The organism is Clostridium sp. UBA7791 (assembly GCF_002480755.1).
GTDB classification, from domain to species: Bacteria; Bacillota; Clostridia; order Clostridiales; family Clostridiaceae; genus Clostridium_J; species Clostridium_J sulfidigenes.
This window is the reverse complement of record NZ_DLCT01000008.1, coordinates 17,654-42,640: the sequence shown is the minus strand read 5'-3', so window position 1 is coordinate 42,640 and position 24,987 is coordinate 17,654. Positions and strand designations below refer to the sequence as shown.

The window sequence follows — 24,987 nt, the reverse complement described above, 5'->3', positions numbered from 1 at the left end:
TACTTTAATTATTGTCCTGCATATTGTAATTTATACAAATTGCTATAAAGCCCTTTTTTCTCTAATAGTTCTGAATGACTTCCAATTTCACGTATCCTACCCCTGTGCATTACAATAATTTTATCTGCATTTTTAATAGTTGACAATCTATGTGCTACTACTATAGTAGTTCGTCCTTTAGTTAATTTATTTAGAGCATCTTGAATTAAACTTTCTGTTTCAGTATCTATGTTAGCTGTAGCTTCATCTAAAACTAAAATTGGCGGATTAAAAGCTAATGCTCTAGCAAATGCAATCAGTTGTCTCTCACCTTGAGAAAAGGTTGTTCCTCTCTCATTAACCTCAGCATTATATTTATCTGGTAACTTTTCAATAAATATATTTGCATTTACATATTTACATGCTTTTACAATCTCTTCATCTGTTATATTCTCATTATTTAATCTTACATTTCCTTTTATATCACCAGCAAATAAAAATACATCTTGAAGCACTGTAGCTACATTTTTTCTAAGTTCGTCCTTAGACATTTCTTTAATACTAACTCCATCTATCAGGATTTCGCCCTTTTGAATATCATAAAGTCTAGTTATGAGACTTATTATTGAGGTTTTTCCTGCTCCCGTTGCTCCAACAAAGGCTACCGTTTCACCTTTTCTAATTCTAAAGCTTACATCTTTTAATACCCAATCTTCATCATTGTAGGCAAACCAAACATTTTTAAATTCAATATCTCCTTGAGCACGTCCTATATGTTTAGGCTCCTTTGGGTTTTTAATTATAGAATCATTATCTAATAACATAAATATACGCTCTGAGGAAGCCATAGAAGACTGAAGTATATCAAATTTCTCAGATAAATCAAATATTGGTTGAAATAGTTTTTGTATATATATTACAAATGCATATAACACTCCAAATTCTATTGTTAAATTTAGAACTGCTGTACCACCAACCCAAATTAATATGCATAGAGCTAATTGATAAGTCATATCCATAAGTGGTCTAAATATAGCAAATACTTTAATTTGTTCCATTGCAGCTATGGAATATGATGTATTAATTTCATCAAATTCACTATACTTCTTACTTTCAACTCCAAATATCTGCACAGTCTTCATACCACTTATATTTTCAGATAAATTAGAGTTAATTCTAGATAATCTAGTTCTTACTTTCCTATAAGCTTCTCTATCATATTTTCTAAATATAAAGGTTAAAGCAACTACTAATGGAAGGGTTATAATTGATACTATTCCTAATTTTATATCTAATAGAAACATAGCAATTACAATGCCACTAACAAGAAATAAATCTTTGATTAAATATACTAAAACAGATGTGTACATTTCATTTAAGGTTTCTACATCATTTGTAATTCTAGTTACTAATCTTCCAACTGGACTTTTATCAAAGAAAGATAATGATAAACTCTCTACATGCTTAAATATTGCAGCTCTTATATTATATATAATCTTTTGACCAGTATACTGTAACAAATAAATTTGAATATAGTTTAGTATAAATATTACTATATAAATTAGCAATATTATAATAGCACTCCACTTTATCAAATCTAAATCATTAGTTCTTAATACTTTTATATCTTTTATAGTTATTTCATGAGCTTTAAATTCATTGTTATCTTGAAAAAATTTTTCACCTGATATTTCATAGGCTGTGTTTTTCCTTTGTTCACCCTCTATAACATAGGGTTCATTATTCTCATCATATACTATTGAAGCGCTTATTGCTCCGTCTCTTTCTCCCCTTACTACATATTTATCTCCTATAGCTATGGAACTATTTTCAGCTTCTTCTATAATAGAATATTTTCCACTTAAAGGATTAATATTATTATCTATAACATTTTTTATTATGAAGGGAACAGACAAATCTAAGCACACCACTAAAAACATTATAATTACTACTATTCCCATTAAGCCTTTGTATGGCAATGCAAATTTTAAGAGCCTTTTCATCAAAAGGGAGTCATATTGCTTATCTAATACTTCATCTTCCTGATTAAAGTTTTCCATAATTATATCTCCTCCTCTTCCATAATTTCTTGCTCAATCTGTTGTTTTTCATATATATCTTTATAAATTCCTGGCATATTTTTAAGCTCTTCATGTGTTCCTTCTTGAACAATTTCTCCTTGTTCTAGAACTATGATATTATGAGCATCTTTAATTGCTGAAATTCTATGAGATACTATAATAGAAGTTTTCTTCTTCATTACATCTTTTAAATTTTCAAGAATTATAGCCTCAGTTTTTGCATCTACTGCTGATAAACAATCATCTAAAATTAGGATATCAGGATCTTTAATAAGAGCTCTAGCTATAGAACATCTTTGTTTTTGACCTCCTGAAAGAGTTGTTCCTCTTTCTCCTACCATAGTTTCAAACTGCTTTGGAAAGTCTATTATATTATCATAAATATCTGCCTTTTTAGTTGCATCATGTATTTTTTCAATGCCTACTTCATGAAATGCAAGTCCTATATTTTCAGCTAAGCTAGTGGAAAACAAAAAAGGATCCTGTGATACAAACCCAATATTAGTTCTAAGACTATTTAAAGATATTCTATTTATATCTTTATCCCCTATAAAAATCTTTCCGTCTTCCACATTATAGAGTTTAAGCAATAAACTTATAAGAGTACTTTTACTGCTTCCAGTCTTACCCACAATCCCAAGAGTTTCTCCTTGCTTTACTCTTAAATTTATATTCTTAAGAGCTGGTGTTGTTGTATTATTATAGCTAAAAGTTAAATCCTTTATAACTATATCACCTTGTAATTTATCCACATATGATGTACAACAATCTACTATATCAGGTTTTGTATTTAAGACTTCTTCTATTCTTTCAAGGGATGCAAATCCTCTTTGTAAATTATTAATTACTTGTCCTATAGCCATCATTGGCCAAACTAAGTTTCCAAGATACATGTTAAAGGCCACAAAGTCCCCAAGAGATATTTTTCCCAAAACTACAAAAGTTCCCCCCACTACTATTAGTAATGCAAAGCTTAAGGATGAAATAAATTCTATCAAAGGAAAGAATACTCCCCAAATTCTTATAAATTCCATATTTACTTGAAAATTTTTATCATTCTCTTCTATGAACTTTTCATATTCCCTTTCCTCTTGAACAAAAGATTTAACTATTCTAATCCCTGAAAAATTTTCTTGAACTATATCTGTAAGTTTTGAAAAGCATCTTTGTACTTTTGTGAATTTTCTGTGTATTCTTTTTCCAAATTTCTGAGATACAAATGCTACAAAAGGAAGTGGGATTAATGATAACAAGGTAAGTGGTACATTAATAGTTAGCATAATAACAATAGTGGCAATAGTCAACACTACTGCATCAAAAAACATAATAACGCCGGGACCTAGTGCCATTCTTACAGCATTCAAGTCATTTGTTGCTAAAGCCATTAAATCTCCAGTTTTTCTTTCATTGTAAAAATTAGAAGATAACCCTTGTAGATGCTTAAAAAATTTACTTCTTATATCGTACTCTATTTTTCGTGAAGTACCATTTACATATATTCTCCACATAAATCTTCCAATAGCTATAACAGATGCTATAACTAATATATATACTATAGATTTAACTAAAGTAATTTTATTAGCACTTCCTAAGGCAAAACTATCTGTTAAAAAACCTAGAATTTTTGGTGGAACAAGTTGTAAAAAGTCTACTAGTATAAGAAAAAATATCCCTATAAAATATCGTTTCTTATATTTCTTTGCATACTTTAATAGTTCTTTAATTTTATCCATATTTCCCCCCCTAAATTATAAATCTCCTCTATAATTTTAGAAATAATTAATTTTCTACTACACATATATAATACAAGAAATTACCTTTTATTTCAATATATTTAATTCGAAATACGAAACTTTTGTATGTTGAAATAGCTTCACTGTGATACTAATGAAAAAGTCCCATAAGCTAATAAGCTTATGGAACTTTTTAATCATATAAATCTTTTTTTATTATCTTAAATACTTCTAATGCCTCTTCTATCTTTGATTTTAATAACTCTTTTTTATGTTCAAACTCTTCAATTCCTTTATTTGTAATCCTATATATCTTCTGGGACTTCTTTTCTTCATCCCAACTACCTTCAATAAATCCTTGTTTCTCCAGTTTTTTAAGCAATGGATATATTCCACCTGTACTAGGTATCCAAAATCCATTAGTACGCTTTCCTATTTGATGAGATATATCATTTCCATTAGTAGGCCCCTGAACCAATATATATAATGTGTATATTGGCAATAATCCTTTAGTAAACACTTGACCTACTGCTTCATTTTCTGTTTTTACCTTTCTAAGCTCTTGTAGTTTTCTTTTATATTCTTCATAAAGTTTCTTTTCTTCAGCTTTTATATCATTTATATCTCTCCCTAATTCATCCTCCACCATATCAACCTACTCCTTTTCATAGATAAGTACTCCTATGAATCCTGGTCCTGAATGAACACCTGATACTGGACTTAGATAACCTCCGAAATTTACGAAGTTAGCATTTTTATGAACTTTAAATTTATCTAGCAATGTCATAGCCTCTGCCTCTGCTTCACCATGCATTATATGAATATCATATTTTTTATCATTTAATTTTGATACTACAATATCATAAATTTTATTTAAAGATTGTTTTCTTCCTCTAACCTTTGCATAAGTATAATACTCACCTTCCTTATCTACACTTACAATTGGTTTAAGATTTAAAAATTGAGCTATAGTTCCAGCTACCTTTCCAATTCTTCCCCCTCTTATAAGATATTCTAAGGTTCCTATAACAAAGTATATATTTATTCTATCAGTAATTTTAGGAAGTTCTGATACTATTTCATCAAAACCTTTTCCTTGTTTAATCATTTCGGCTGACTCTTCAATAAGTATAGTTTCACCCTTAGATATAGACTTAGAATCATGAACATAGGTCTTAATCTCAGGATGATCTTCTGATATTAGTTTAATTGCATTATTAAACCCTGATAGTTTTGAAGAAATTGTTACTACTATTGCATGAGTATATCCTTCTTTTTTTAATTCATCATACATTTCCTCCATATCTCTCATGGATGGTAATGAAGTGGTTGGTGCATTAGTTTCTAAAGTATCATATACATATTTAGATGTAATATCTACTCCATCACTATACTCCTTATCCCTATATATTATTTTAAAAGGTAATACCTTTACATTATACTTATCAACTATATCCTTAGTAATGTCACTAGCACTGTCAGTAATTAAAGCTATTTTTTCCATATTTATCACTCCTATATCTGTTCTATTATTATTATATATCAGTAATGAGTACATTATCAATAGTGATATATCAGAAGTGATAATATTATATGCAATTTTATTAAATTTAATTATTTTTTATTGATAATTTATTTTTAAATTTAAATTCTATGGACTTCTTCCTTAATAGAATTTAAAACCTCATCTAAACTCTCATTCTCCACAAGTACTCCATCTACCCTGGCAATGTATTTGTGACTGCATAAATTGCATGCACCTATACACATATTTTCTGTTATTTTATTCTCATCACCAATAACTTTTTTTAATTCCTCTACTAATTTTTCTTGTCCCTCATTACATTTACATGTACTAATCTTCTTTCCCATGTTTTTTTAATCCTTTCAACCTTTATTCGTAAATTATATAATTATTATATACTATAGTCCTTTATTTACAACCATCATCACAGTTTTTTTCACAGAAAATTATAGGCGTATACCATAAAGTACACGCCTTATTTTACATTATATAATTATTTATTATTCATAGCACTGTATATAGTTTCTACATTGTATTTTATAACATCAGAAAAAGATTTTCCGTCCTCGCTACTATGTAGAGTGTATATTTGTTTAGTTTGTGCTCCCACTTCTTTAGCTAAAGTATCTGAAAGCTGAGGACTAATTAATTCTTCAACAAAAATAGTTTTTATATTATTCCCTTTACAATATTCCATAAGATTTTGTAATTCCTTTGGTGATGGTTCTCCTTCTACAAAAACCCCCTCTATGCTCTTTTGTGTAAGACCAAAATCTCTACATAAATAACCAAAGGTTGCATGACCTGTAACAAAATTCTTATTAGCCAGTTCTTTGAACTTTGGATTATACTCCTTAATTATATTATCTATTTTTTCATTAAATTTCTTAAGGTTTTCTTCATAATACTCTTTATTTTTAGCATCCTTTTCTACCAAAGCATTTTTAATATTTTCACCTTGAATCTTTGCTTCACTTAACCCAAGCCAAGTATGAGGATCCTTTCCTGAATGATTATGCTCTTCATCTTCTTCATCTTCTTCATGTTCTTCATCAGCATTTATAAGTTCAACGTCCTTGCTAGCTTCTACAACTATTAGTTCTTTACCACCGATAGCTGCTTCTACATCCTCAATCCACGATTCCATGCCAGCTCCATTATAAATGAATATATCAGCCTCTTCTATAGCCTTCATATCCTTAGCCTTAATGTCAAAGTCATGGGGTTCACTACCTTCTGGTATAACACTTTCTATGCTAACCTTATCTCCCCCTATCTCCTCAGTTAAAGCCTTCATACCATAAAAGGACGTAACAATATTAATTGTATTAACCTTTTCTTCACTATTCTTTGACTCTATATTAGAACATGCTGTTAACATAACTACTATCAAAGTTAATGCTCCTAAAACCTTTAATTTCTTCATAATTTTCTCTCCTTCAATTGAAAATGATTTTCATAAGTAGTATAATTATATCATATTAGATTTTATTATCAACACTGACCTACACTATTATGTACTAGGTCAGTGTTAATAATTTACATATGTTACACTTTTAAATATTGTCATATTAATGAAAAATCATTCACTTATAGATAATCTTTATTTTAATTTGTTTAAATTATAGCTATAATATGTAAAATTATGGCTAGACTTATAATTGTAGAAAGGAGCAACACTAATGATCAAAATTAAAGACCTATGTTTTTCATATAATAATTCTAAGCCCTACATTATTGATAATCTTTCACTAAACATAGCTAAAGAAAGTTATGTATCCATAATTGGTGCTAATGGTAGTTGTAAAAGTACCTTAATAAAGTTGATTTTAAATCTACTTACTCCTCAAAAGGGAAGTATTAATTTAACTTCTAAAAAAATTGGATATGTTCCTCAAATAGTCGAAAATTTTAATAGTTCTTTTCCTATAACTGTTTGGGAAATGCTTAATGCCCATAGAAATGTTCTTAAAATTAAAGATAAAGAGTCAATCACTGAAGCTCTAAAGAAAGTGGATATGCTTGAGTATAAAAATTCTCTTATTGGAAACTTATCTGGAGGTCAAAAACAAAAGATTTTTATTGCAAGGGCTATATTAGCTAATGAAGATATATTAATTCTAGATGAACCTTCCACTGGAGTTGATAGCAAAAGCATGAAAGAGATTTATGGGCTTATAGCCTCTTTAAATAAAAAGAATGGAGTTACCGTTATATCTGTAGAGCATAACTTAGAAACAGCTCTTCAAAATTCAACCCATATCCTTACCATGGAGAATGGCTTTGGAACTCTATATACATCTGAAGAGTACATAAGGAGGATTTCTAATGTTTCAATATGAGTTTATGCAAAATGCCTTTTTAGCAGCCATATTCATATCCATACTATGTCCTATGGTAGGAGTATTTTTAGTGCTTAAACGACATTCTATGATGGGTGACACCTTGGCTCACTCAGCCTTTGCTGGTGTTGCTATAGGACTAGTAATGGGATTTAATCCAATAATATGTGCATTTATATTTACAACTATATGTGGTTTATCCATAGAATTTCTTAGAGACTACTACAAAAAATACGCAGAACTTATTCTTTCTATAGTTCTGACCTTTAGTGTTGGTATAGGAATTACCCTTATAAGCACTGGAAAAGCTTCTGGGAACGTTAATAGCTATTTATTTGGAAGCATATTAACCGTTACTAAAGCAGACTTAATTATTATGGTTATTCTTAGCTGTATATCTATTGTAGTTATATACTTTTTATATGATAAGCTTCTTTATACTACCTTTGATGAAGAAGGTGCTAAGATTTCTGGTATAAATGTAAAAGCAGTAAACTATATATTTTCTTTACTTGTTGGAGCTACCATTTCTGTCTCTATACGTATAATGGGTATCCTTGTAATGTCGTCAATGATTGCATTACCTGTAGCTACAGCTCTTCAACTAGATAAAGGCTTTAAACCCACTCTATTACTGTCTATCCTTTTTGGGTTTATAGATATAATATTAGGTCTTATTTTTTCATATATACTAAATTGTGCTCCTGGAGGTACTATAGCCCTAACCTCTGTTGTTATATTAATAGTAATTATTATATTTAAATCTACTTTTAAATCTAGAAATTAAAATATAAATAGCTATAATCTTAAAAAAATTAAGATTATAGCTATTTAATATAATAATTATATATCTAACCATTTTATATTAATGTTTTTAAATATCCTTTAATTTCTTCTGTAGTAAATGCAGCATCTACAGAATCCATGTATATCTTTTTATAGTCTTCATAGCTCATATTTACAACCTTACCTATACTTTCACACTCACCAGTTACATTAGTAGCAGAAACAGTTCTATTGTCAGTATTAAAAGAAACTCTTATGCCCTCTTTATAAAATTTAAACAATGGGTGCTCTTCATAACTTTTTACAGCTTTTGTCTGCATATTACTAGTTGGACACATTTCTAAGGTTACATTATTTTCTTTAACTAAGTCATAGGCTTCCTTAAGATCTCTTATTGCTACTCCATGACCTATTCTCTCTGCATGAAGTAATTTGATTGCATCTACCACATTTACTCCTATACCGGTTTCTCCTGCATGTATAGTAACTCTGTAGCCATATTCTCTAGCTACCTTTATTACATCTACAAATTCCTTAGCAAAACCTTCATTTTCAGCTCCGGCAAGATCTACAGCAACTACCCCTTCACCTAAGAATTTCTTTCCAGCTTCCACCACTGTAGATGCACTATTTGCACCATTATGTCTTAAGCAAGATAAGATTAAATTAGCCTTTATATTAAAGTCTTTTTCACCTTGTCTAATTCCCTCTAATACACTTTCAATAACTTCTTCTAATGTTAATCCCTTTTCTGTATGTAAAGTCGGTGCATACCTAATTTCTAAATACTTTACATTTTCTTCAGCTGCATCTTCTAAAAGTTCATAGGTAATCCTTCTTAAACTTTCCTTACTTTGCATTATCTTTATTGGAATATTAAATCTATCTAAATATTCCACTAGTGATTTACATTCTAATGGAGCTTCTAATAATTCTCTCAATTGTTCTAAATCATAAGTTGGTATTTCTATATTTTCTTTTGTAGCTATATCTAATATAGTTTTGGGTCTAACACTTCCATCTAAGTGACAATGTAATTCTATTTTTGGCAATGCTTTAAAGTCCATAACTCATACCCCTTTCTATTTTGTTGTATATTATCATATTCTTCTTTAAATATCAACCAGTTAGTTAAATTATACTAAAATTAAAGTTAAATTACTACATTTAGTAATCATTACATTTTACTTATAGAAATTCTCTATACTAATTTCAATATATTGACTTACACTGTTAATTTATATACTATATGTTATGGAGATATAGTCACTATAAGGAGGCAACACTGTGAAAAAAAATAAAAAACTTACAATTTCAATGATAACCCTTTTAATACTTGTTATCACCTATCTTGCATTTTTCAGAGGATTAACTCCAGAGATTTTAAGAAATTACATAGGTGGTTTTGGCTACTTAGCACCATTTATTTATATATTATGTTTTACTATACTTCCAATCGCTTTTTTCCCTGTACCTATCTTAGCCCTTGCTGCAGGACTTCTATTTGGATTTCTTCCTGGCACCATATATACCTTAATTGGAGCAGTTTTAAATAGTGCCATAATGTTTTTAATGGCTAAAGTCCTAGCAAAGGATGCTGTTACTAATTTACTCCAAAGAAAGCTTCCTGAAAACTGGAGCAGCTTCTTATTTAATTTAGATGAAAAAAAAGGCTTTGGAATTATATTTATTCTAAGATTAATACCAGCCATGCCGTACAATTTAATTAATTATGGTGCTGGATTAACATCAATAAAGTTCAGTTCCTATATGTTAGCTACTATCCTTGGAATTCTTCCAGGTACCTTAGTATTTTTGAACATTGGAAATCAAGCTTTGAATATCCATAACCCAGCATTTATGGTATCAATTATACTTCTAATATTGCTGACGATTTTCTCTTTAATCCTTGGAAAAAGGATAGGAAAAACCAATTCTTAAAATAAACCTCATATGAAATTCCCCATAACATTTAACTATATAATATAAAAAATAAGGATATCAATTAAATAATTGACTCCTTATTTTTTATCTTTATAATTCTATCAGAAAAAATAATCCTTCCATCCCCTAAAGTAGTAATTTCACCTAAGTATTCATCAATACAAGGTATATTAGTTAATCTATTTAGGTTTTCTGTTTTATCTACTAAAGCTATACTTCCTTTAAATAAAAAAGCTATACTACTACTCATAGAAAAAGCATCTTCCTTTTCATGAGTGATCATAATGGTAGTAATTCTAAACTGTCTTTGTATCTTCATTATATAGTCTTTTATATAATGCTTTAAATTATTATCTAACCCTGTAAAGGGCTCATCAAGCAAAAGCACCTTAGGCTCTATAGCTAAAGCTCTCATTAATGATATTAACTGTTGTTGTCCCCCAGAAAGTTGATGGGGGTACTTTTTCATATGTTCACTCATGTTAAAAAACTCAACAAGAAATTTGACCTTATCATCAATATATTTCCTTGGAAACTTTCTCATTTTTAATCCAAACTCTACATTTTCTCTTACCGTCATATGTGGAAAAAGTTGATTTCCTTGGTGTACCATTACTACATTTCTTTTTTCCATAGGTAAATAGTTAATAATCTCACCATCTAATCTAAGCTCTCCCTCATTAGGTAATATAGCCCCTGTAATAGTCTTAAAAATTGTAGACTTTCCTGCCCCACTAGGACCTAATATAGAGAAAAACTCTCCATCTTCAATAGTTAAATTAATATTTTTTAGAATTTCCTTATTACCAATAGAAAAATATATGTTTTTAAGCTCTATCTTACTCATATTTAACCCATCTCCCTATATTTATCATTAGACATCTTCAAAAAATAAATAAGTCAGAATGCTCGTTTATTTTGTGTTATACTGCGTCAACAGAACCCTTAGATAGTGCTACTATCTGCGGAACCTGTTTCCTTGTCTAATTCAAAATATACTTCCCATCTTTGACTTGTTATTTATTTTCAGATGCCTTACTGCACTTCTTTGTTATATATGAACTCATTATCATTACTATTACTCCATGTAGTATATACATTAATGTATATACCGAAGCTATATTTCTGTTAGAATTTCCTATATACGGTGTCATAATCATAGAAAAGTTAACATGGCTATTATCTCCAATAAACATGTTTATGAAATACTGAGAGTAAGATATAATAAATGCCATAAAAAAACTTGATGCATACCCTTGAGCATATAGTGGTATATTCACATATTTAAACGCTTGCCAAAAAGATGCACCCAATCCTCGAGCTGTAAGCTCATCTCCTATACCCCAAACAGTATAATAGGAATATATTAATTTAAATGCATAGGGTAAGGAAAAATAAATATGTAACACTAAAACAGCAATACTACAAGAAGTAAAATAGTTTAGAAATAATTTATGACTTCCTAAACATATACTTATTACTGGTAATAACATAGGTAAATAAAAAATGCTTTCGAATGTGACTTTATACCTTATATGGGTAGTTATAAAAAATCTTGCAGCCATGATACTTAAAACTAAAGATATTAATGCTACTTCTATAGAAAAGAAAATAGACTTTATTCCAATAAACCAATCTCCTGATGTAAAAAAGTATTTAAAACCATCTAGTGTAAAAGTATTAGGTAAAATATCCGTTGCTTTCCAATTTTTAAAAAAGGCCCAAACCATCATAGATATTATAGGAAGTACTAAAAATATAAGTATAGAAAATATCAATACACTTTTAATCCACCTTCTCACTCTCTTACCTCCTCTTGTCCATTATCCTTTATCATTTTATAATAAAGCACACATAATATTAAAGATATTATGATCATTATCATATTTATAGCCATTCCATATATTCTATTGGATAAATCTGCATTTAGGTAGGTTTTATAAGCATAAACCCCTATAGAAATTGGGTTTGATGGTCCTAGATAGTAAAAACCTTCATAAGTAAACATATTAAAATTAAATATTACTAAAAATGAAGTAAATATAGCTCTCTTAGCTAAAGGTAAAAGAATTTTTATTATATACTGAAATCTTGTACATCCTAAGTTCTGTGCTATAAACCTATAATTTTTATTTGCTTTCATAAAAATAGGAGCAACACTAAATGCTATGAAAGGCATACCTTTAAAAATATTTAAAAGTATTACTGCTATTCCCTTGGAGTTAAAAATTAAATTTATATTTATATTAGAAAATCCTAATAATGATATTATGTGAAATAGTAAGCCCTTATCACTATAAGTTGTATATATAAGAACTGCCGCTGCCACATAGGAGAGTAGAATTGGCAATCTATATAAAACATTTATAAATTTATTCCTTGATTTTGATATGTAATATCCTAGATAACTACCTAAAACTGTAGCAATTACTGAAGATACTAAGGATATTTTAAAACTATAGTATAAACTATTTAAAAAAACAGGATCTGAAAATAACTCTTTATAATATTTAAATGTAAAATTATTAAAGGAAAGCTCAGGAATATATCCTAAGCTTTCCATAAAGGTATTGATAATAACAAACATAGTAATTACAACTATCACAGATAAAGATGGAATAATCATTAATCCACCAATAACCTTTTGTCTCTGCTTATTATTTATCAAAAAGAATCACATCCTCCCATACCTTTTCTATAATTACTACTAAGTCTGATCTTAATTCTGCTTGTTGATGCTTTGAAAGTTCTTCATAGCTTAGAATTGTATGCTCATACTCTTTATCTGGAGTAAGCTTCTCATCAAGTTCCTTCTGTTGTTCCTCACTTAACTTATTGTATTCAATAGATGGTAAATCCGCCCATCCTCTTAAGTCTGCTTTAGACATCTGCATTTCAGCTGATAGGGCAGCATTAATTACCTTTAATGCTCCATCTACATTAGATGCATTAGCTGCAATGGCTAAATAATGTGTATTAAATGGAGTTCCCTTATCCCATACAAAGGATTTAGTAGACACAGGCCAACTTTTATCCATTACTTTACTTAAAGCTTTATTAGCATTGTAATCCATGGCAATATCAACTTCACCATCTTGATATAAACCATCTAGTTGAGCAGAATCTGTAGGGTAAACCTCCCCTTTTTTCCATAGATAAGGCTCAATCCCTTTAAGGTATTCTAATGCAGGTGCCATAGCTTCTTTAACTTCATCATAATCTGCTGGTAAGTCCTTTAATTTATCATATCCAATAATATCATAAAGTACTGTTCTAACAAAGGCTGAGCCAGTAAAATCACTAGCCTGAGGATATGTAAATCTACCAGGATTCTTTGTTACATACTCTTTTAATTTTTCTATATTAGTTGGTGGTATATTTATCTTATCGCTATCATAATTTAATACAAATTGAGCTGTTCCCCAAGGCACTTCATATCCTTCTGTAGGATACCCAAAATCCTTATTTGCAGCATCACCTTCTAAGTCTATATACCTTTGTGTATTTTCTAATTTATCTAAAAAAGGTCCATACAAAAGCTCATTTTCCTTAGCATAATGAAAATTTTCACCGTTTATCCATATAATATCAATAACCCCTTTTTCTGTAGAACTTTTTTCATTAGTAAGTTTCAGTAAAATTTCATCAATATTCATAGGAATACGATTTAAAATAATATTGTAGTTCTCTTTTACATAAACTGCCAATTCCTTATCAATCCAAGTGTTAACTCTTTCATCTCCACCCCATCCATATAAGTTTACCACTTCAGCTTTATCATTTTTCTTACCACAGGCTACAAGTCCAAAAACAAGTATTATGGAAAGAATTATCAAAAGTTTTGATTTTAATTTCTTATTTTTCATTGTTACCTCCTAATACTTTAATTGCCATATATAGTCTTTGTACTGCTGTATATAAAATTAACACGGCATAAATAAATGCTAATATTTTCATATAAGAATAAAAGATTATCATAAAGGTAAACATTATAAACCCTTCAGTTCTTTCCATTAATCCAGCTTGATAATGAAAACTTTTAATACCTGTATTTTCTAAGAGCATTCCACTAGTCAAAAATACCGTCATAGATAAAATTATAGTGCAAGCTAATATCATTAAGGTAAAGGTTGCCTCATTACATACTATAGCAAAGGATATTATATATGAAATTTCAACTAATCTATCAAGCCATATATCTAATAATGTACCTATCTCTGAAACCTTACCGCTTTGTCTTGCCATAGAACCATCTACAGCATCTAAAAATCCAGAAATCCATAATAAAATTATTGATAAAATAAACTTACCAAAGGAAAATGAAACAGCTCCTACAATTCCAACAATAGCAGCAATAATAGTTATATGTGTTGGCATGAAACCGATTTTAAGAAAACTTCTTCCGATTTTATCAAATATTCTATCAAAATATTTTCTTCCCCTTGTATCTAACATTATCAATCTTACCTCTTACTCTTCCTTACAGAATTATACCTATTCTTCCAAGACCCATTAGCCTTTGTTTCCCATAATAATTCTAAAATATGATATGCTTCAAAACTATTTTTTCTAAAAGTATCTACACAAGAACTGCAGTATGTCACTATTTCTTTGGATGGTGCTTGTTTTGCACGAATTTCAAATAGCTTTTGACCCTTTTCTGGATATAAAGTCATAATCATATCTTTTTTCCCACAACAAATTGTTCTATCCCTATTATTAGGGAACTCTAATATATCTACTCCTAGTTTATTTAATATATTTCTTGCAGCAACAGCATTCTCTAAATAACCTCTTATTGGACAAGGATCATGTAAGGATAATTTTCTTCCTTTATATATATTATATTTATTTTTTGGGATTATCTCATCTAAAACTGTCCATGCTGATATTATTTCACAATTGCTATTTTCAACCAAAGTATTTTGGCAATTAGGACATAAAGTATAAATTTTCTTTACTCCATTTTTCTCAAAAGCCTTATTTAAAAACTGTTTTCTTTTCTCATAAGGTTGTCCCCCATCTATATGAAGTGATGGTTTTCCACAGCACATAGTACTTAATTTTAAATCAGGTAGCTGTGTTTTTAAAAGTTCATAGGTTTTCATCACTATTTCTTCTCCCATAGATAAAATAGCACACCCTGGCCAAAATACATTTTCTCCTGGTGAAAGCTCAATAAATAGTGAACTAAAACTAAGAAGTTGATGAGTTTTTATGCTTATTTTCCCCTTAACCATCCTCTTATAACACTACCTTTCTATGCATAAAAATAAGAGGTACTATTGACCCCTATTTCATATCCTTTTATTTCAACAAAAAAAGTATAGCTTTAATAATAATTATTGTCAATAAGTATAGCTATCTCTAATACACCTATTACTTTCAATTTAATTTCTCTATTTGATTTTAATGTATCCTTTATATATAATAACTTTGGTAATAGAAACCAATATAATAAATATATTAATTTACTTACGGAGGGATATAAAATGAAAAAGAAACTTACTCTTCTACTTGCTCTTTGCTTAATTATCTCAACTATGCTTATGGGATGTAGTAAATCAAAGGATACTTCAAAAGAAGGCGAAGAAAAACAATATCAATATTATACAGCTGAACAATTAAAAACTGCTATTGAAAATAAAGATGATACTTATTTAATAGATATACAGCCAAAAGAAGATTACGATGCACATCATATTGTTGGTACTGTTCCAACTTATGCTTATCCAGCAGATACTGATGATTTAAGATCTAAAATAGATGTTACCTTAGATGAAATTAATAAAACAGATAAACCAATAATAGTTGTTTGCCCAGGTGGTGGCGGTGGTGCTAAAAACACTATTGATTACTTAACAACTAAAGGTGTGGATGCAAAGAGAATGTTTATATTAGAAAAAGGCCAAAAAGGTTGGCCATATGATGAATTATTAGAAAAATAATTTTTATTATAAAATGCAGAGTGAATTTTAACTCTGCATTTTATTTTTTACTTTTCTTTTGTCTCTCATTATATATCTGTTTAAACATAAATACTAATACAGTTATTGCAAAAAGTATTAATAACGCCGTAACAATCATTTGAGCTCCACCAGTTAACATACCACCTATATAGGAATAAACAACAGTTGCTGGTAATTGTCCAATCCCTGTAGCCACTATAAATTCTAAAAATCCCATAGATGTTAATCCTGCTGCATAGGATATAAAGTCAAAGGATACAAAAGGCAATAATCTACATACTAAAATTGTATGTTTACCATACTTTTCAAAGAACCCATCCACACTTGCCATTGCATATTTACTAGTAAGTTTTTCAACAGCATCTCGTCCAAGAATTCTTCCAATATAAAAACACAAAGCTGCTCCTGTCATAGAACTAATCCATGATAATAGAGCACCCTTCCACCATCCAAAAATAGCAGCATTGGCAAAGGTTATTAGAAATGCTGGCAAGGGTGCTGCCACTGATTGAAACACCATTAGTAAAAATGAAACTAATACTGCATATATTCCAAAGGATCTTATATATCCAGCCACAGACTCAATACTCATAGAGCTGAATAACATAAAGATGCCATTTACTTTTGAATTGAAAGTTGGTATGAAAAAATATGCTAAACTTAGTGATACTATAATAATTAATATTAAGATTTTTCCTAAATTTCTTTTTTTGTGTGTCAATTTCTTTTCCATAACATACTCCTTACTTTAACTATGTATATTTATCCATAGAAAATCATATTTACTTATTATCTTTTTTGTATCATATATAATATCCAAGCTATTCAGTAATTTGTATTATTTCTTGTATTAGATATAATGTTTTTCTATTGTAATAAAGTATTCTTTGATATCAAAGAATACTTTATTTTATAATATTAACTTTATGATATTATTTTTCAACTTCCTCTACCGCACACCATCTATAGTATGATTCATCATAATTTAGAGAATTTTCAAATCCACACATTTCAAGAATTAACTGCATATATGCAGAACGAATACCTGCTGTGCAATAGGTTACTATCTTATCACTTTTTGATAATCCTGATGTTTCAAATATTTTTGTTAAATCATCATTTGACTTTAAATTTCCTTCTTCATTAAATAAATCTGTGTATTTAATGTGTATTGCCCCTGGTAAATGACCACCTTTTGCCTCACCATACAAGGTCTTTCCTTCATACTCTTCATCAGCACGAACATCTACTACCTTTACATTTTCATATTCTTTTTTTAAAGCATCAGTGTTAATTAAATGAGTATCATCAATAGCCTCAATTTTTACATCTGCTAGCTCTGGTGTAGCAATCTCCTTTACTACTGGTAACCCTGCTGATACCATAGCATCGTATCCACCATCAACCATTTTAACATTATCATAGCCTGCTGCTACAAGCTCCCATAAAATTCTTCCGTCATCGCCCCATCCATTTTTAGCCGCTGCAAAAATAATAATCTCTTTATCTTTATCAATACCAAGGTTACTTAGCTTTTTACTTAACTCTTCTGGTTCTAGAATAGTACCCCACATCTCATCTCCAGCTTTGCTATCTTCAACTTTAGCAATAGACTGCCATGCCATAGCCATTGCTCCTTGAATAGTTCCTTTTTTTGCAGTTTCTTCACCCCTTGCATCAATGAGAAGTAGATTTTCTTTTTCTAAACTTTCTTTTACATATGAAACATCTACTATGTACTTACCTTTAAAACTAACCTTTTCTTCAACTTGAGCTCCTTTTGAAGAATTTGCTTCTGGTTTTACTTCTTCTTTTTTACCACAACCGACCAAGGAAATAGTAGTAGTTAACATTAAGCTCATAGCTAATAATAATGCCTTTTTTCTCATATTAATTCCCCCCATATGGTTTTACTATTTTATATACCTACATAAATATAGCAAAGGCACTATTTATAGTCAAAACTTATTAAATATACTTATAGTTTTCTTATTTTCTATTTGAAATATCTATAGATTAAATACATTATAAAAATAAAAAAACAAGATTCAACATCAATATAAAGCTAAATCTTGTCTCTTACTTTTATTTTATTCTTGCCACCAAGAACATAGTTTTCATTCCCATAGCTGTAAACTTGCTTTCATACTCTGTAACTACATTATCTTCAAATCCACTATTATGTAAATCATAGGTTATAAATTCTAAAGAAAATCCTGCTTCTTTAAAGTATTCTTGAGAATCATTGAATAAATCTACATCATCGGTTTTAAACCATATCTCTCCATTTGATTTTAAAAACTTTTTATATGATTGTAAAAATTTCGTATATGTAAGTCTTCTCTTGTTATGACTTTTTTTCGGCCAAGGATTACAGAAGTTTATATATATTCTATCTATCTCATCTTTCCCAAATACATTGTCTATAAGCATTATATTAAGGACTATAAGTCTTGCATTTATATCCTTTGCTCTTTCTATTACTTCAAATGATGCCATAACTTTCCTTAATGCATATACTACAACTTCATCTTTTAAATCTATTCCTATAAAGTTTACATTTCTATCTTTAATTGCACGTTGACTAATATGTCCTCCCATACCACAACCTAACTCTAAATGAATAGGATTATTATTTTCAAATTCTTCTCTCCATTTTCCGCAATGACCATATTTATCATATATTACAATATCACTAGCTTCTAATTCTGGTCTTGCCCAATGCTTTTTTCTAAGTCTCATATATTACTCTCCTCGATATTAGTTTGTTAAATTATATCATATATTTATTTTGTCTATATAAATTTTATAAAAATAAATATGTAGCCATAGCTGCAAAAATATTATATATATACTGTCCTGGTACTCCAACTACAAAATCTAAAATTGAAAATCCACCTATAATAGGTAGAACTAATATAATAAATATTAACATATTATTTTTATACATTATAGTTTGAAATCTTTCAGATTTATCTCCTAATATATCTACTATTATGCTAAATCCATCAAAACCTGGTATAGGTAATAAATTTAATATAAACCAAGAACAATTTACGATAGCTGTTTGTTGGATAATTAAATATATTATATATTTAATATCACTATTTCCTGGTATAAACTTGACATATAAAGCTAGAGCTATTGTAGCTATAAATCCTATAGTCAAAGTAGTTAGAAGTCCTCCAAGTCTTATTTTAAAATCATCTTTATAAAGATTTTTAAAATTTGATTTATTAATTTCTACAGGTTTTATCCATCCAAAACCTATTATAAGCATAAATATAAACCCAAATACACTGATGTGCTTCAAAGGATTTAAAGTATTTCTTCCATACTCTTTTGGGGTATCATCACCAAGTTTTATAGCAATTTTAGATTGAATATATCCCTTAAATGTAAATGCAACTAAAATTGCTGGTATCACTAAGATTCTTCCCAATAAATAATTATTGTTCATCCTTTTCACTCCTTCTGCAATACTCCTAGTATATCATATTTTTATCACTCTTTTTAATTCTTTTATTAATATAAAATTTTTATTATTTTTTCAACTACTTAATTTAATAAATAGTACTTATATTATGTCTTTACTATAGAGTTAATTACACTATTAAAATACAAAAGCAACTGAAACCCGCACGGATAAAACAACTAGTTAACTATTTATATATTTAACTGGTTCCATATGTAACATTTTAAATAGGTGCAATTTTAGCTATACTCACTCCATGTATTAATAACTTTTCTTAAATATAATATTGGAGTATTTGTAACATTTATCACTTTAATTAACTACAGAGCCAAAAAAGAACCAATAAATATTATAAAATACTTATCGATTCTTTACTATTATATAAATACTATAAAAATTATTATATCCTAATAAATTTATGATTTATACTACAAACGTTGAGCAGCTTCAAAGGATAGTGGTGATCTTTCACATTCATCATATTTCAAAGTTACTTGGTAACACAATTTACTACCTTTCATTCTTTCAGATGCATAACATAACCCATTAGACCTAGAATCCATAAATGGGTGATCTATTTGGTCTGGATCTCCAATAAGTATAAGTTTTGTTCCAATACCTACCCTAGTGGTAATTGCCTTTACTTGCTTTGGAGAGAGATTTTGAGCCTCATCAATAATTACCCACTGTCTTATTATTGATCTACCTCTTAAATATGCTATGGCTTCAGTGGTTATAATCCTTCTATCAAATAATTCATTTACCTTATCTTGTAACTCTTTTTCATTTTTATATCTTTCTTTTTCATCTGAATCTACTAGAACTTCTAAATTATCAAAAATAGGTCTCATAAATGGAGATATTTTTTGTTCTTCAGTACCTGGTAAAAAACCTATTTCTTCATCCATAGTTACATTAGGTCTACATACTAATATCTTTCTATATTCACCAGTTTCTTCTTCTATAATTTTCTGTAATCCTACTGCTAAAGAAAATAATGTTTTGGCTGTTCCTGCTGGACCTTTTACTATACTTAAAGGAGCCATATTAGATGACGTAAATAGACACTCTAACATGAATCTTTGTCCTACATTTCTAGCACTTAATCCAAGGGGTTTGCTATCCTTATAATGCAAATGTACTATATTTTCTCCATCAAATCTGCCTAATGCACTTTGTTTTTTATTTTCTAAGGAATGCATAACTAAAAATTGATTTGTATAAAGGGTAGGAGTATAATACTCATCATTTTCTTCTTGATAACATACTACGTCATTTTTAGATATAACCTTTTTAGAATAGAATTCTGAAAGCTTATCTTGTGAAACATAGACTTCCATTCTACCAGTATACTGCTCATCTCCAGCTGGAACTACCTTCTCATAAAAATCTTCACTTTTTACATTGACAATATCTGCTTTTATTCTTTCAAAGGTATCCTTTGTAATTAATATAACATCTTCCCCAGCATCTTTTAACGCTTTACATACTTGGAGTATCCTGTTATCAGCTTTATTTCTATCCCAAAACTTTGGAACTTCTGCATTTAAGCAATTAGTCTCTATTCTTAATTTACCACCACCAGGAAGAGGTACTCCTTCATTCAAATTTCCTAACTTTCTTAATCCATCTATAATTCTCGATGCCTGTCTAGCATTTAATCCAAGGTCAGTTTTATTTTTTTTAAAATCATCCAGCTCCTCTAATACCACCTCTGGTATTACTACATCATTATTACCAAAAGATAATAATGCTCCTGATGAATATAATATAACGTTAGTATCTAACACATATGTTTTTTTCAAGTCATTCTCCTCCTCTCTTATACTATAATATATGAGTGACTTCTTATTAATTGAATTAATTTTTTAAATTTATATAAATATTTTATTGTAATTGCTATAATATATTATATAATATAACTATATTATATAATAATCATTATCCATTCTTTCCCTTTGACAATGGATAATATTTATTATATAATATCTATAATAAATAACTATAGAGGTGATTCAATGGATATTAATTTTACCCAAGTTTTCAAAGAAAAAAAACTGAAACTTACACCTCAGCGTATAGCCGTATACAATTACTTGAAATCAACAAAAGAACATCCATCAGCTGAAACAATTCATAAAGCTTTAAAAGAAGCGTATCCAACTATGAGTTTAGCAACAGTTTATAAAACGCTAAAGGTTTTAGTAGACGTTAATTTAATTCAAGAGATTAATGTTGGAGAAGGCAACTTTAGATATGATGGTTTTGCTGATCCACATCCTCATATACATTGTATAAAATGCTCTAGGGTAGATGATTTAGAAGGTGTTAACTTTGATTTTCTAAATTCTAGTGTAAAAGATAATACAGATTATGAGATTATTTCTAATAAAGTATATTTTTATGGACTATGCCCTATGTGCAAGAAATCAAAATAAGAGATTAGATCATCTAATCTCTTTTTTATTTGTCTAATTTTTAATAATTATTATCTCTCTTTACACATATAATTTATGGAGGGGTGATTATAGTGTATAAGAAAAATAATTTGCATACTAAATTATTTAATATATTCTTATTTGTATTAGCTACTTTATGTTTTTTTAAACTATTTTTTGAAGAAAATAACTTAAAAGGAAAAAATGTTTTCAACTTATCTGAAGAAAACATTGTAATTAATGAAGATTTAAATAATGATAATAAAAAAGACTCCATATTTATTAAAAAATCTGACTCTGACTTATTAGCTCAGGTAAATTTAAATAGTAATGAAACCTATAGTTTAAACTATGATAAAAACTTGCAGACCCTTGGAGAATATTGCACATATTGGCCTGTAAGGGTTTCTACCTTAGATATTTCTAGAGATAATTCTAAAGAAATATTTATTCAAAGCTCTTTTCATAATAAAGCTGTTCAACATATTTTTTCTTGGAATGGAAATGGATATGATGACATATTTTGTTCTACTAATAATTTATTAGGATTTATAGATAGTGCTAATAGTAGAACTCCTAAAATTATATCAGGTAATTTTCAAGATAATAATATTAATTTAAAGGGATATTTATATAATAAAGGCTCCCTTAAAGAATTTAATGATAATCTGACTACATCTTTACCAGGCAAGGATACTATAACTAACTTTATATGCCTAATAGAAAGTTTGCCTGACCCTTACTTGTCTGTTCCCAACTATTTTTACTCTCAAATAAGCGGTTCAGATTTAGAGAGTATTTTTAGACTTGCTAATGGATCAAATTATTATAAATTTCAAGATGGTTATTTTACAGATTTAGCTTGGGATAATACAGGAAATATAACCTGTGAAAATTGGATATTAAACTTTAGAGTAATAAGCGCATCTGATAGTAAAAAAGTAAGTAATTTAACTATAAATTTAATGATAAATAAATATAATGATAATGATTTTCCATTTAAAATTACCTCTGTTAATATATATTAAGTTATTTTACCTTTTTAATCTTCGCCTCCCATTATTAGAATTATTATATTCAAAAAATAAAAATGGGACCTAATGGTCCCAGGGGGATGGGGGGGGCCTCTAAAATTACTTCTAGAGGTTTATGGAGATTTTAACTTCCATTACATTTTTATTATTGACTAAATTATATTTTATATACATCTTTTTTAAATATTTTAATCTTTTTCTAAATTATTATATTCAAAAATTTTTTGTAATAATTTAATCTTATTTGGATCAATGAGTCTAATCAATATATTTATAATCTTATTATACTCTTCCTCCGTTAACCCTTTTTCATCTCTAAATATGTTCTCTTCAATTATATCTGCTTCATCTACTGTAGTAATATTTTCTTCTGAAAACTCATCACTTTTTATAATGTCATTTATGTCTAAATTATTTAAATCTACATTGGAAAAATCTATTCGTGAAAACTCCAAGTTATTCATGTTATTCAATATGGCATTAAAGTCAAGATTAGCTAATATTTCATCTACTGATTCTTTATCTTTTTTTTTTATCTCTGTATACTCTTCAACATTTTCATTATTGACATTATTACCATCACTATAATTATTAGAATTCATATTCTGTAGCAATGTTTTTAATTGTTCTATATCCTCTGGTTTAATCTGAGATAAAATTTGTTCTATAGAACTATGATTATTTACTGAACTATTACCATTGTTTACATTATTAGAAGGTGCTTGTGTATTTCCTCCCCCTAATAAAGAAGATATCATGCTAATTAAATCACCACTATCTCCTGTGTTACCTCCCCCGCCTATGCCTAAATTGCTAAGCAAGTCCAGAATACCATTAAAGTTTCCGCCCATACCTCCTAACATGCTAGCCAACGGATTATTTCCTCCCATATTATTCATAGGATTATTCATTCCCATTGGATTCATCATGCCCATAGGATTCATTTCCATAGGATTATTCATTCCCATTGGATTGTTCATTCCAGCTGGATTATTCATTCCCATTGCACCTAAGTTAGCAGCCATATTCATTGCATTCATGCCCATATTATTATTCATTGGATTATTACCATTATATCCTCCAAAGTATCCATTATTATTTTGCTCTTGCACATAGTTTTCTTCTCTATCTCTTTTTCTATGCTTATGCTTTCCCATCTACTCACCTCTTTACTTATTATAAAATTTTAAAAAAGCAATCCATGAATAACATGGACTGCTAATTTTCTTACTTTTCTAGAAACCCCCCTATACTGGGCCATGGTTTACATCATTCTTTATCCATTGTTATTTCTACTTTTATAAGCAGTCCTTACTTTTGTTTAAACATCTTATAGTTTAGCAACATTTACAGCAGCATTGTTTTCTGCAGCAACATCCATTATTAAAATTATTATGGCCAAATCCAGCATTTCCTCTATTAAATCCAAATCCACCAAATCCACCAGAGCAACATAACCAATATAAGAATATTAAAGTTAATGCATTTCTAGCACTTGAATTACATTCTGTGTCTAGCAAGCACTGATTTTTTAGAATTACGATTAATAGTAGAATTGTACATGGTTGAAAGCCACAACCTGAATTTCCTATATTTCCGCATCCACACATCATAAATTCCTCCTTCTTGTGAAGTGTACTTTCTAATTATCATAGATTAATCACTTAAAACCATTTGTTGA

At 28.9% G+C, this 24,987-nt stretch carries 26 protein-coding genes; 6 read left to right on the top strand and 20 right to left on the bottom strand.

Annotated features, from left to right (window positions below; translation table 11 throughout):
- Positions 1–8 precede the first annotated feature (8 nt).
- The 6 genes from B3Z56_RS13445 to B3Z56_RS13420 form a co-directional block, all read right to left on the bottom strand.
- Entirely contained in the window at positions 9–2,039 is a 2,031-nt protein-coding gene (locus B3Z56_RS13445; protein WP_346878982.1) for an ABC transporter ATP-binding protein, read from the bottom strand.
- 2 nt (positions 2,040–2,041) lie between these two features.
- Positions 2,042–3,793 carry an ABC transporter ATP-binding protein gene (locus B3Z56_RS13440; RefSeq protein ID WP_346849223.1) on the bottom strand — a complete coding sequence of 584 codons (1,752 nt, stop codon included), beginning with the start codon at positions 3,791–3,793 and terminating at the stop codon, positions 2,042–2,044.
- A gap of 193 nt (positions 3,794–3,986) precedes the next feature.
- Positions 3,987–4,442: a PadR family transcriptional regulator gene (locus B3Z56_RS13435; protein ID WP_346849224.1), complete on the bottom strand. Its 456-nt coding sequence runs from the start codon at positions 4,440–4,442 to the stop codon at positions 3,987–3,989.
- A gap of 6 nt (positions 4,443–4,448) precedes the next feature.
- Positions 4,449–5,297, bottom strand: coding sequence for a DegV family protein (locus B3Z56_RS13430; RefSeq protein ID WP_346849225.1), 849 nt, complete (start codon positions 5,295–5,297; stop codon positions 4,449–4,451).
- A 140-nt stretch (positions 5,298–5,437) separates the two neighbouring features.
- A complete protein-coding gene (locus B3Z56_RS13425) occupies positions 5,438–5,665 on the bottom strand; it encodes a DUF1450 domain-containing protein (protein WP_346849226.1) in 228 nt (75 codons plus the stop codon).
- A gap of 146 nt (positions 5,666–5,811) precedes the next feature.
- A complete protein-coding gene (locus tag B3Z56_RS13420) occupies positions 5,812–6,744 on the bottom strand; it encodes a metal ABC transporter solute-binding protein, Zn/Mn family (protein ID WP_346878981.1) in 933 nt (310 codons plus the stop codon).
- A gap of 256 nt (positions 6,745–7,000) precedes the next feature.
- Between B3Z56_RS13420 and B3Z56_RS13415 the strand changes: the two genes are divergently transcribed.
- Both B3Z56_RS13415 and B3Z56_RS13410 read left to right on the top strand, forming a co-directional pair.
- A complete protein-coding gene (locus B3Z56_RS13415) occupies positions 7,001–7,660 on the top strand; it encodes a metal ABC transporter ATP-binding protein (RefSeq protein ID WP_346849228.1) in 660 nt (219 codons plus the stop codon).
- Complete coding sequence (locus B3Z56_RS13410; protein ID WP_035135574.1) at positions 7,647–8,447, top strand: metal ABC transporter permease; 801 nt, start codon at positions 7,647–7,649, stop codon at positions 8,445–8,447. The genes B3Z56_RS13415 and B3Z56_RS13410 overlap by 14 nt, the downstream gene beginning before the upstream one ends.
- Before the next feature lie 73 nt (positions 8,448–8,520).
- On the opposite strand, the gene add is transcribed toward B3Z56_RS13410, so the two are convergent.
- Positions 8,521–9,513 (bottom strand): adenosine deaminase, encoded by a 993-nt coding sequence (add, locus tag B3Z56_RS13405; protein ID WP_346849229.1) that lies wholly within the window; start codon positions 9,511–9,513, stop codon positions 8,521–8,523.
- A 220-nt stretch (positions 9,514–9,733) separates the two neighbouring features.
- Between add and B3Z56_RS13400 the strand changes: the two genes are divergently transcribed.
- Positions 9,734–10,387: a TVP38/TMEM64 family protein gene (locus B3Z56_RS13400; RefSeq protein ID WP_346849230.1), complete on the top strand. Its 654-nt coding sequence runs from the start codon at positions 9,734–9,736 to the stop codon at positions 10,385–10,387.
- 64 nt (positions 10,388–10,451) lie between these two features.
- On the opposite strand, the gene B3Z56_RS13395 is transcribed toward B3Z56_RS13400, so the two are convergent.
- The 6 genes from B3Z56_RS13395 to B3Z56_RS13370 form a co-directional block, all read right to left on the bottom strand.
- Positions 10,452–11,237 carry an ABC transporter ATP-binding protein gene (locus tag B3Z56_RS13395; RefSeq protein ID WP_346849231.1) on the bottom strand — a complete coding sequence of 262 codons (786 nt, stop codon included), beginning with the start codon at positions 11,235–11,237 and terminating at the stop codon, positions 10,452–10,454.
- Between the two features lie 169 nt (positions 11,238–11,406).
- The gene (locus B3Z56_RS13390; protein ID WP_346878980.1) at positions 11,407–12,192 is read right to left on the bottom strand and encodes an ABC transporter permease; all 786 of its coding nucleotides are present in this window, start codon (positions 12,190–12,192) and stop codon (positions 11,407–11,409) included.
- A complete protein-coding gene (locus B3Z56_RS13385; protein ID WP_346849233.1) occupies positions 12,189–13,058 on the bottom strand; it encodes an ABC transporter permease subunit in 870 nt (289 codons plus the stop codon). The genes B3Z56_RS13390 and B3Z56_RS13385 overlap by 4 nt, the downstream gene beginning before the upstream one ends.
- Positions 13,048–14,256: an ABC transporter substrate-binding protein gene (locus B3Z56_RS13380; RefSeq protein ID WP_346849234.1), complete on the bottom strand. Its 1,209-nt coding sequence runs from the start codon at positions 14,254–14,256 to the stop codon at positions 13,048–13,050. The genes B3Z56_RS13385 and B3Z56_RS13380 overlap by 11 nt, the downstream gene beginning before the upstream one ends.
- On the bottom strand, positions 14,246–14,845 hold the full coding sequence (locus B3Z56_RS13375; RefSeq protein ID WP_346849235.1) for a CDP-alcohol phosphatidyltransferase family protein: 600 nt from the start codon (positions 14,843–14,845) through the stop codon (positions 14,246–14,248). Before B3Z56_RS13375 ends, B3Z56_RS13380 begins: the two co-directional genes overlap by 11 nt.
- 8 nt (positions 14,846–14,853) lie before the next feature.
- Positions 14,854–15,630, bottom strand: a complete 777-nt coding sequence (locus B3Z56_RS13370; RefSeq protein ID WP_346849236.1) for a (Fe-S)-binding protein — start codon at positions 15,628–15,630, stop codon at positions 14,854–14,856.
- A 252-nt stretch (positions 15,631–15,882) separates the two neighbouring features.
- Here B3Z56_RS13370 and B3Z56_RS13365 point away from each other — a divergent pair, with 252 nt between their 5' ends.
- Complete coding sequence (locus B3Z56_RS13365; protein WP_346849237.1) at positions 15,883–16,338, top strand: rhodanese-like domain-containing protein; 456 nt, start codon at positions 15,883–15,885, stop codon at positions 16,336–16,338.
- Positions 16,339–16,378: 40 nt separating this feature from the next.
- Here the strand turns inward: B3Z56_RS13365 and B3Z56_RS13360 are convergent, their stop codons facing one another.
- The 5 genes from B3Z56_RS13360 to B3Z56_RS13340 form a co-directional block, all read right to left on the bottom strand.
- Entirely contained in the window at positions 16,379–17,092 is a 714-nt protein-coding gene (locus tag B3Z56_RS13360) for a TVP38/TMEM64 family protein (RefSeq protein WP_346849238.1), read from the bottom strand.
- 199 nt (positions 17,093–17,291) lie between these two features.
- Positions 17,292–18,248, bottom strand: coding sequence for a sulfurtransferase (locus B3Z56_RS13355; RefSeq protein WP_346849239.1), 957 nt, complete (start codon positions 18,246–18,248; stop codon positions 17,292–17,294).
- A gap of 196 nt (positions 18,249–18,444) precedes the next feature.
- Entirely contained in the window at positions 18,445–19,101 is a 657-nt protein-coding gene (trmB, locus tag B3Z56_RS13350; protein WP_346849240.1) for a tRNA (guanosine(46)-N7)-methyltransferase TrmB, read from the bottom strand.
- Positions 19,102–19,165: 64 nt separating this feature from the next.
- Positions 19,166–19,819, bottom strand: a complete 654-nt coding sequence (locus B3Z56_RS13345; RefSeq protein WP_346849241.1) for a site-2 protease family protein — start codon at positions 19,817–19,819, stop codon at positions 19,166–19,168.
- Positions 19,820–20,262: 443 nt separating this feature from the next.
- Positions 20,263–21,639, bottom strand: a complete 1,377-nt coding sequence (locus tag B3Z56_RS13340; protein ID WP_035135555.1) for a PhoH family protein — start codon at positions 21,637–21,639, stop codon at positions 20,263–20,265.
- A 213-nt stretch (positions 21,640–21,852) separates the two neighbouring features.
- On the opposite strand from B3Z56_RS13340, the gene B3Z56_RS13335 reads away from it, so the two are divergent.
- Together B3Z56_RS13335 and B3Z56_RS13330 are read left to right on the top strand one after the other, a co-directional pair.
- Complete coding sequence (locus tag B3Z56_RS13335) at positions 21,853–22,272, top strand: Fur family transcriptional regulator (protein WP_035135687.1); 420 nt, start codon at positions 21,853–21,855, stop codon at positions 22,270–22,272.
- 92 nt (positions 22,273–22,364) lie between these two features.
- Entirely contained in the window at positions 22,365–23,300 is a 936-nt protein-coding gene (locus tag B3Z56_RS13330) for a hypothetical protein (RefSeq protein ID WP_346877820.1), read from the top strand.
- Positions 23,301–23,494: 194 nt separating this feature from the next.
- Here the strand turns inward: B3Z56_RS13330 and B3Z56_RS13325 are convergent, their stop codons facing one another.
- Positions 23,495–24,463: a hypothetical protein gene (locus tag B3Z56_RS13325; protein WP_346877821.1), complete on the bottom strand. Its 969-nt coding sequence runs from the start codon at positions 24,461–24,463 to the stop codon at positions 23,495–23,497.
- Between the two features lie 180 nt (positions 24,464–24,643).
- Complete coding sequence (locus B3Z56_RS13320; RefSeq protein ID WP_242844149.1) at positions 24,644–24,919, bottom strand: hypothetical protein; 276 nt, start codon at positions 24,917–24,919, stop codon at positions 24,644–24,646.
- Positions 24,920–24,987: the final 68 nt, after the last annotated feature.

Bases quoted from the DNA above. Each gene is read 5' to 3' on its own strand.
- B3Z56_RS13445 (WP_346878982.1), bottom strand. From the start codon at position 2,039: ATGGAAAACTTTAATCAGGAAGATGAAGTATTAGATAAGCAATATGAC.
- B3Z56_RS13440 (WP_346849223.1), bottom strand. From the start codon at position 3,793: ATGGATAAAATTAAAGAACTATTAAAGTATGCAAAGAAATATAAGAAA.
- B3Z56_RS13435 (WP_346849224.1), bottom strand. From the start codon at position 4,442: ATGGTGGAGGATGAATTAGGGAGAGATATAAATGATATAAAAGCTGAA.
- B3Z56_RS13430 (WP_346849225.1), bottom strand. From the start codon at position 5,297: ATGGAAAAAATAGCTTTAATTACTGACAGTGCTAGTGACATTACTAAG.
- B3Z56_RS13425 (WP_346849226.1), bottom strand. From the start codon at position 5,665: ATGGGAAAGAAGATTAGTACATGTAAATGTAATGAGGGACAAGAAAAA.
- B3Z56_RS13420 (WP_346878981.1), bottom strand. From the start codon at position 6,744: ATGAAGAAATTAAAGGTTTTAGGAGCATTAACTTTGATAGTAGTTATG.
- B3Z56_RS13415 (WP_346849228.1), top strand. From the start codon at position 7,001: ATGATCAAAATTAAAGACCTATGTTTTTCATATAATAATTCTAAGCCC.
- B3Z56_RS13410 (WP_035135574.1), top strand. From the start codon at position 7,647: ATGTTTCAATATGAGTTTATGCAAAATGCCTTTTTAGCAGCCATATTC.
- add (WP_346849229.1), bottom strand. From the start codon at position 9,513: ATGGACTTTAAAGCATTGCCAAAAATAGAATTACATTGTCACTTAGAT.
- B3Z56_RS13395 (WP_346849231.1), bottom strand. From the start codon at position 11,237: ATGAGTAAGATAGAGCTTAAAAACATATATTTTTCTATTGGTAATAAG.
- B3Z56_RS13380 (WP_346849234.1), bottom strand. From the start codon at position 14,256: ATGAAAAATAAGAAATTAAAATCAAAACTTTTGATAATTCTTTCCATA.
- B3Z56_RS13375 (WP_346849235.1), bottom strand. From the start codon at position 14,845: ATGTTAGATACAAGGGGAAGAAAATATTTTGATAGAATATTTGATAAA.
- B3Z56_RS13370 (WP_346849236.1), bottom strand. From the start codon at position 15,630: ATGGTTAAGGGGAAAATAAGCATAAAAACTCATCAACTTCTTAGTTTT.
- B3Z56_RS13365 (WP_346849237.1), top strand. From the start codon at position 15,883: ATGAAAAAGAAACTTACTCTTCTACTTGCTCTTTGCTTAATTATCTCA.
- B3Z56_RS13360 (WP_346849238.1), bottom strand. From the start codon at position 17,092: ATGGAAAAGAAATTGACACACAAAAAAAGAAATTTAGGAAAAATCTTA.
- B3Z56_RS13355 (WP_346849239.1), bottom strand. From the start codon at position 18,248: ATGAGAAAAAAGGCATTATTATTAGCTATGAGCTTAATGTTAACTACT.
- trmB (WP_346849240.1), bottom strand. From the start codon at position 19,101: ATGAGACTTAGAAAAAAGCATTGGGCAAGACCAGAATTAGAAGCTAGT.
- B3Z56_RS13345 (WP_346849241.1), bottom strand. From the start codon at position 19,819: ATGAACAATAATTATTTATTGGGAAGAATCTTAGTGATACCAGCAATT.
- B3Z56_RS13335 (WP_035135687.1), top strand. From the start codon at position 21,853: ATGGATATTAATTTTACCCAAGTTTTCAAAGAAAAAAAACTGAAACTT.
- B3Z56_RS13325 (WP_346877821.1), bottom strand. From the start codon at position 24,463: ATGGGAAAGCATAAGCATAGAAAAAGAGATAGAGAAGAAAACTATGTG.
- B3Z56_RS13320 (WP_242844149.1), bottom strand. From the start codon at position 24,919: ATGATGTGTGGATGCGGAAATATAGGAAATTCAGGTTGTGGCTTTCAA.